The sequence below is a fragment of the Streptomyces sp. NPDC059443 genome (genome assembly GCF_042750105.1).
GTDB lineage: Bacteria > Actinomycetota > Actinomycetes > Streptomycetales > Streptomycetaceae > Streptomyces.
The window spans coordinates 17,413-24,569 of the sequence record NZ_JBHYVM010000039.1 but is presented as its reverse complement, the minus strand read 5'-3'; the positions used below and the strand labels follow the sequence as shown (position 1 = coordinate 24,569).

Below are 7,157 nucleotides of genomic sequence, written 5' to 3'. Positions count from 1 at the left end.
GCTCCCCGCGCCGCCGGACTCCCCCCCCCCCGCCAGCCCCCCCCACCCCAGCCCCGCCCCCCGCACCCCCGCGCCCCCCCCCGCGGGGCCGGTTTCGTTGTGCTCAGGCGTTGGACGGCGTGCGGCGCCAGTGGCCGCGCTGGGTGCGCCACAGGAGCTTCTGGCCGAGCAGGGTCAGTACGCCGGCCAGCATGATCCCGAACAGGTTCAGCAGCAGCTGCTCGGCCGAGCCCCACATCTGGGCGAAGTCCCCGTAGCCGAGCGCCACGGCCGCGTTGGCGGCCGCCGGGACGGTGGTCACCGAGATCGCCACGCCGACCAGCGCGCCGGACTTCGCCGAGGTCAGGGAGAGCACCCCGGCCACGCCGGCGAGCAGGGCCACGACGAAGGAGAACGGGTCCGGCTGCCAGATGAAGCTGGTGTTGGGGCGGGGCTTGTCCAGCATTCCCGGCTGGAACAGGCCGAGGGCGTCCATCCCCAGGCTGAAGACGGTGGTCGCCGTCATCGCGGCGGCGAAGCCGATGAGCAGGGCGGCCAGCGAGCGGGCGGCCAGCTTCGGGGCGCGCTGCACCAGGCCGGTGCAGACGCCGGCGAGCGGCCCGAACTCGGGGCCGACGGCCATCGCGCCCACGATCAGGATGGCGTTGTCGAGGACGACACCGCAGGCCGCGATCATCGTCGCGACGATCATGAAGGCGCTGTAGGTGATGGTGAGGGTGGACTCCTCGTGGGTCGCCTCGCTCAGCTGCTCCCACAGGACGGCGTCCGCCGCCTCGCCCGGGGCCTCCTCCTCGGCCCGGTCGGCGCGCTCCGAGAGGGAGAGGTCGATGTTCTCGACCGCGATCGAACCGTCCTTGTCGATGGAGAGCTTCCGCAGCTCGTGCAGGAGCTCGTCGCCCGCCTCGCGGGCCACGTCGCACATCACGATGTCGCCCGGGGGGATGCGGGCGGCGCCGGGCAGCACCACCAGATGGGTGGTGCCGACCGTGCTCTCGACGATCCGGACGACGGCGTCCGTCCGGTCGGCCGGTGTGATCATCCGTAGGTGCAGCATGGCCGCACAGTAACTTCCGGAAGCGGTCAGAGCTTGCGCAGACTCAGCTTCTGCACCTTGTGGTCGGGGCCCTTGCGCACGACGAGGGTGGCGCGGCCGCGGGTCGGGGCCACGTTCTCCAGCAGGTTGGGCCTGTTGATGGTCCGCCACATCGTCTGTGCGTACTCCAGCGCCTCCTCCTCGGAGACCTGGGTGTACTTGCGGAAGTAGGAGAAGGGGTTCTGGAACGCCGTCTCGCGCAGCTTGCGGAACCGGTTGAGGTACCAGCGCTCGATGTCCTCGGGGCGGGCGTCCACGTACACGCTGAAGTCGAAGTAGTCGGCGAGACCGACCCTGGTGCGGCCGTCGTTGCCGGGCAGCGCCGGCTGGAGGACGTTGAGCCCCTCGACGATCAGGATGTCGGGACGGCGCACGACGAGCTGTTCGCCGGGGACGATGTCGTAGATCAGGTGCGAGTAGACCGGGGCGGTGACCTCGTCCTTGCCTGCCTTGATGTCGGCGACGAAGCGGGTCAGCGCGCGGCGGTCGTAGGACTCCGGGAACCCCTTGCGGGCGGTCAGCCCGCGCCGCTGGAGCTCCTTCATCGGGTACAGGAAGCCGTCGGTGGTCACCAGCTCCACGCGCGGGTGCTCGGGCCAGCGGGCGAGCAGGGCCTGGAGGAGGCGGGCCACGGTGGACTTGCCGACCGCCACCGAGCCGGCGACCCCTATGACGAAGGGGGTGCCCTGCTGTGCGCCGTGGCCGTTGCCGGCGTCGCCGAGGAAGGTGTTGAGGGTGCCGCGGAGGTTGCTGGTGGCTCCCACGTACAGGTTCAGCAGCCGGGAGAGCGGCAGGTACACGTCGCGGACCTCGTCGAGGTCGATGACGTCGCCGAGCCCGCGCAGCCGCTCGACCTCGTCGGCCGTCAGCGGCAGCGGGGTCCGCTCGCGCAGGGCGCTCCACTCCGCGCGGGTGAGGTCGACGTAGGGGGAGGCCTCGTGGCCCCGGCGGCGCGTGGGGTGCGCGGCGGGCTCGGGGTGTGGCGGGAGCTCCGGTCCGACGGGGCGCTCCGTCGCGCTTCCGTCCGGCGTGCTTCGTGGCGGCGAAGTGATCACAGGGCCATTGTCGGGGGTCGGGGGCCGTTGTGGGTGGTGTGGTCGGTCACGTGGGGCGGGGCCTTTTGGCCCGGGGCGGGCGGGTTGTACGGGGGCGGTACCGCTCGGAGGCACTCGGGGTCTCGGTGGGATCACGATGCCCGGGGCTCGCAGGTAAATCGCGGACGGTGTCGGTGGCACCCCGTACGGTGTTGATCACCGCAGCTTTCTCAGATTCCCGTGGGGGGAAACCATCGTGCGTACCGCACTTGTCCGTCGTACCGTCCTGACCGCTTCCGCCGTGTCCCTGGCGCTGCTCGCCACCGCCTGCGGCGGCTCCGGCAAGGCCGACGCGAAGAAGGACGACGCGAAGCCCTCCGCGGCCGCCTCCTCCTCGGCGCCGGCCGTCAAGGCGAAGACGGACGCCGAGCTCGGCGGTCTGCTGGTGGTCCAGGCCGATCTGCCCGACCACGTCCTCAAGGCCGTCACGCCGGAGGAGGCCAAGGCGGGCGCCGGGGCCACCAGCGACAAGCCGGCGTGCCTCCCGCTGGTCAAGGCGCAGTCCATGACCGCGATCGGCTCCGCCGCCGGCAGCGCGCGGGTCAAGGCCGTGGCCAAGGGCAAGGCGCCGGCCGCGGACGCGAGCCCGGAGGAGAAGCTGAAGGCCGGGCTGGACGCCCTCGGCGCGACCGCCACCGCCGTCACCCTGGAGTCGTACGAGGGCAAGGGCGCGGCGGAGGCCTTCGGGTCGCTCAAGAGCGCGGGCGCGGCGTGTGCCTCCGGTTACACGGCCACCCAGGCGGGCGAAGCCGGCAAGGTCACCAAGGTCGCCGCCGGCGCCCCCGTCACGGGCGGGGACGAGGCGCTCGCCTACACCATCGCGGGCGACGCGGACGGCTCGCCGTTCACGACGGAGCTCGTGGTCGTGCGCAAGGGCAACACCCTCGCCACCTTCTCCGCCGTCAGCCTCTCGGGTACGGCCGAGCAGCCGAAGGCCGTCGTCACGGCGCAGCTGAAGAAGCTCGGCTGACGGTTCGTCCGTCGGGCTCATCCGGCGGGCTCGCGCTCGCGTACACGTACGGCAACCCCGCTCCGGCGCTTTCGCCGGGGCGGGGTTGGGCGCTGTTGGTTCTCTTGTTCACTCTTGTGAGCGATGGGGCTTTGCGGTGAGTGTCGTTACGGTCGGTATATGAACCTCAAGGAGCGGGCGAAGGCGCAGGGCGCTGGAGGCGGCGGCCGGTGATGGCTGATCGGACCAGGAAATTGCGCGCCTCCGCTCCTTCGTTCGTGGCGCTCGGTCCGTCCGGTGTGGCGGTACGCGACCGGCTCAAGGGTCTGAGTGCCGTAGATGAGAGGGTTCTCCGGCTGGTCGGCAAGCACCAGGGCACCCTGGCTTCCCGTGATCTCAAGCAGCGTTGTGCGGACGGCCCGGACCACTCCGCTGATACGTGGGCTGCTCGTAAGCGGGGGCTGACGAGGGAATCGTCTTCGCGCATCGCCGGGGCGAGCACCAAGGCCAGCCACGATCAGTGGGCGCTCGCACGCCGCTGTCAGGCCGCGCACATCCGCAACCTCGACACCGGCATCCGCGCGCTGCGCCACCGTCTGTCCCTTCCGATCGGGCAGAAGGGAACCAAACGCGCTGCGGGCGGCTACCGCTCCAGGAGCGAGTGGTTTCGCAAGTCCCGCCGTCTCGCAGCACTGGAAGCGCGCCATGCGGCTGCGGTGGCCGACTGGCAGGCTGGTCGGGTTCGGGTGGTGCGGGGTGGGAGGCGGCTGGCGAACACCCGGCACCATCTGGCCGACGCACAGCTCACCCAAGAGCAGTGGCGGGCCTGCTGGGAAGCCGAACGCTGGTTCCTCGCCGCTGACGGGGAGTCCGGGAAGCCGTTCGGGAACGAGACGATCCGCGTCACCCCCGATGGCGAGGTCAGCATCAAACTGCCCACCCCGCTCGCGCACCTGGCCAACAGCCACCATGGGCGGTACGTGTTGGCCTGCCGGATCAAGTTCGTGCACCGGGGTGCGGAATGGGCCGACCGCGTCGAAGCGAACCGGGCCGTCGCCTACCGCATCCACCTGGACGTGGAGCGCGGACGCTGGTACCTGACCGCCGCCTGGCAACACCCCGTCGTGCAGACGGTCCCGCTCGTAGCCGCTGGCGCGATGGGCATGGTTGGTGTCGATACCAACGCCGATCACTTCGCCGCTTACCGGCTCGACCCGCATGGCAATCCCGTCGGGGAGCCGCACCGGTTCCCCTATGACCTGTCCGGCACTGCGGATCACCGCGACGCGCAGATCCGGCACGCCATCACCCGGCTGCTGCACTGGGCCCGGCAGGTGGGCGTCAAGGCCATCGCGATCGAGGACCTCGACTTCACCGCCGAGAAAACCCGCGAGAAGCACGGCGGTAAGAAGCGGTTCCGGCATCTGATCTCGGGTCTCCCGACCGGCAAGCTCAAGGCCCGGCTCGTGTCGATGGCCGCCGAACAAGGTCTGTCGATCGTTGCGGTCGATCCGGCCTACACCTCCCAGTGGGGTGGTCAGCATTGGCAGAAGCCACTGACTACCCCGCGCCGAAAGATGTCCCGTCACGATGCCGCCGGCATCGCGATCGGGCGACGCGCCCTCGGACACCCGATCCGGCGTCGGACGGCACCGCCCCGTAGCGACCAGAGTGATCGCTACGGGCATCGGACCGTCCAGGCCGGACCAGGCACCCAGGGGTGTGACGGAATCCGCCCACCCGCAACGGACCGGCTCCCTGGAGAGTCGACGCCGAGCGGGAAGAGAACGCGGGGACCCAGTGCATCCAAAACCGTTCGGGATGCGCCCAGCACGCACCAGTGGGTCCAAGACCCACTCATGCCCACTGGCTAGGAACGGTTTCGTCTTGTTCAGGTACCGGGCGGTGGGCCAACTACGGCGTACCCTGCGGCTTATGTGCGGAATCGTGGGTTACGTGGGAGCGCAGTCGGCGCTCGATGTGGTCATTGCCGGACTCAAGCGGCTGGAGTACCGCGGCTACGACTCGGCGGGTGTCGCCGTGCTCGCGGACGGTGGGCTCGCTTCGGTCAAGAAGGCCGGCAAGCTGGTCAATCTGGAGAAGGAACTGGTCGGGCACCCGATGCCGGCCGGTTCCACGGGGCTGGGACACACCCGGTGGGCGACCCATGGCGGGCCCACCGACGTCAACGCCCACCCGCACCTCGACAATTCGGGGCGCGTGGCCGTCGTGCACAACGGGATCATCGAGAACTTCGCCGCGCTGCGGGCCGAGCTGGCCGGGCGCGGGCACCGGCTGGAGTCCGAGACGGACACCGAGGTCGTGGCGCACCTGCTGGCGGAGCGGTTCGCCGCCTCCGGGGAGCTCGCGGAGGCGATGCGGCAGGTGTGCCGGCTGCTGGAGGGGGCCTTCACGCTGGTCGCCGTGCACGCCGACGCTCCGGACGTGGTGGTCGGAGCGCGCCGGAACTCCCCTCTGGTCGTGGGCGTTGGAGAGGGTGAGAACTTCCTCGCCTCGGACGTGGCCGCGTTCATCGCCCACACGCGGTCCGCGATCGAGCTGGGGCAGGACCAGGTCGTCGAGCTCCGCCGCGACGGTGTCTCGGTGACCAACTTCGACGGTTCGGCCGCGAACGTGCGGGCGTACCACGTGGACTGGGACGCCTCGGCGGCCGAGAAGGGGGGTTATGACTACTTCATGCTCAAGGAGATCGCCGAGCAGCCGAAGGCTGTCGCCGACACCCTCCTGGGCAGGATCGACGCGAGCGGACTGCTGACCCTCGACGAGGTGCGCATCCCGGATTCGGTGCTGCGCGAGGTCGACAAGGTCGTCATCGTGGCGTGCGGTACGGCGTACCACGCGGGCATGATCGCGAAGCTGGCCATCGAGCACTGGACCCGCATCCCGTGCGAGACGGAGCTGGCCAGCGAGTTCCGCTACCGCGACCCGATCCTGGACCAGCGGACGCTGGTGATCGCGATCTCGCAGTCGGGCGAGACCATGGACACCCTGATGGCGCTGCGGCACGCGCGCGAGCAGGGCGCCAAGGTGCTGGCCGTCTGCAATACGAACGGCTCGACCATCCCGCGCGAGTCGGACGCCGTGCTGTACACGCACGCCGGACCCGAGGTGGCCGTCGCCTCGACCAAGGCGTTCCTGACGCAGCTGGTGGCCTGCTACCTGGTCGCCCTGTACCTCGGGCAGGTCCGGGGTACGAAGTGGGGCGACGAGATCCAGGCGGTCATCCGGGAGCTGTCGGACATCGCAGCGGCGGTGGACACCGTACTGGAGACGATGGAGCCGGTACGGGAGCTCGCTCGCTCCCTGGCCGACAAGAACACGGTGCTCTTCCTGGGCCGGCACGTCGGCTACCCGGTGGCGCTGGAGGGTGCGCTCAAGCTCAAGGAGCTGGCGTACATGCACGCCGAGGGCTTCGCGGCGGGCGAGCTCAAGCACGGGCCGATCGCGCTGATCGAGAAGGACCTGCCGGTGGTGGTGGTCGTACCGTCGCCGCGCGGGCGCTCGGTGCTGCACGACAAGATCGTGTCGAACATCCAGGAGATCCGGGCGCGCGGAGCGCGGACCATCGTGATCGCCGAGGAGGGTGACGAGGCGGTCGTCCCGTACGCCGACCACCTGATCCGCATCCCGGCCACCCCGACGCTGCTCCAGCCGCTGGTGGCGACCGTGCCGTTGCAGGTCTTCGCGTGCGAGCTGGCGACGGCGCGGGGGAACGAGGTGGACCAGCCGCGTAACCTCGCGAAGTCCGTGACCGTGGAGTAGTAGGGGTTGTTGTTGTGATCATCGGTGTGGGGATTGACGTTGCCGAGATCGAGCGGTTCGGCGCGGCACTGGAGCGGACACCGAACCTGGCCCGACGCCTCTTCGTCGAGGCCGAACTGACCCTGCCGGGGGGCGGGCGGCGCGGGGGGGGGCCCCCCGCCCCCCCCCGCCCGGGGCCCCACCTCCACGGCCACCGGCGAGCCCGACCCCCCGCGGGGGGTGTGTGCCTCCGCGCGCC

5 protein-coding genes and 1 pseudogene are annotated in these 7,157 nt (G+C 70.6%); 4 read left to right on the top strand and 2 right to left on the bottom strand.

The features are described 5' to 3' along the window. Window positions 1-103: 103 nt before the first annotated feature. On the bottom strand, window positions 104-1,054 hold the full coding sequence (locus ACFXDJ_RS30115) for a DUF389 domain-containing protein (RefSeq protein WP_384655231.1): 951 nt from the start codon (window positions 1,052-1,054) through the stop codon (window positions 104-106). A 26-nt stretch (window positions 1,055-1,080) separates the two neighbouring features. Next, window positions 1,081-2,148, bottom strand: a complete 1,068-nt coding sequence (coaA, locus tag ACFXDJ_RS30110; protein WP_384655228.1) for a type I pantothenate kinase — start codon at window positions 2,146-2,148, stop codon at window positions 1,081-1,083. Between the two features lie 235 nt (window positions 2,149-2,383). Here coaA and ACFXDJ_RS30105 point away from each other — a divergent pair, with 235 nt between their 5' ends. The 4 genes and pseudogenes from ACFXDJ_RS30105 to ACFXDJ_RS30090 all read left to right on the top strand — a co-directional run. After that, the gene (locus ACFXDJ_RS30105) at window positions 2,384-3,157 is read left to right on the top strand and encodes a hypothetical protein (RefSeq protein ID WP_384655225.1); all 774 of its coding nucleotides are present in this window, start codon (window positions 2,384-2,386) and stop codon (window positions 3,155-3,157) included. Between the two features lie 212 nt (window positions 3,158-3,369). Next, window positions 3,370-5,010: an IS200/IS605 family accessory protein TnpB-related protein gene (locus ACFXDJ_RS30100; protein WP_384850914.1), complete on the top strand. Its 1,641-nt coding sequence runs from the start codon at window positions 3,370-3,372 to the stop codon at window positions 5,008-5,010. A 61-nt stretch (window positions 5,011-5,071) separates the two neighbouring features. Beyond that, window positions 5,072-6,919: a glutamine--fructose-6-phosphate transaminase (isomerizing) gene (gene glmS, locus ACFXDJ_RS30095; RefSeq protein WP_384655219.1), complete on the top strand. Its 1,848-nt coding sequence runs from the start codon at window positions 5,072-5,074 to the stop codon at window positions 6,917-6,919. Window positions 6,920-6,933: 14 nt separating this feature from the next. Further along, a pseudogene (locus ACFXDJ_RS30090) lies at window positions 6,934-7,065 on the top strand (holo-ACP synthase); the annotation flags it as partial. Between the last annotated feature and the right edge of the window lie 92 nt (window positions 7,066-7,157).

What these genes read in the sequence shown, in the direction of transcription:
- glmS (WP_384655219.1), top strand. Translation starts at nt 5,072, where the DNA reads ATGTGCGGAATCGTGGGTTACGTGGGAGCGCAGTCGGCGCTCGATGTG.
- ACFXDJ_RS30100 (WP_384850914.1), top strand. Translation starts at nt 3,370, where the DNA reads ATGGCTGATCGGACCAGGAAATTGCGCGCCTCCGCTCCTTCGTTCGTG.
- ACFXDJ_RS30115 (WP_384655231.1), bottom strand. Translation starts at nt 1,054, where the DNA reads ATGCTGCACCTACGGATGATCACACCGGCCGACCGGACGGACGCCGTC.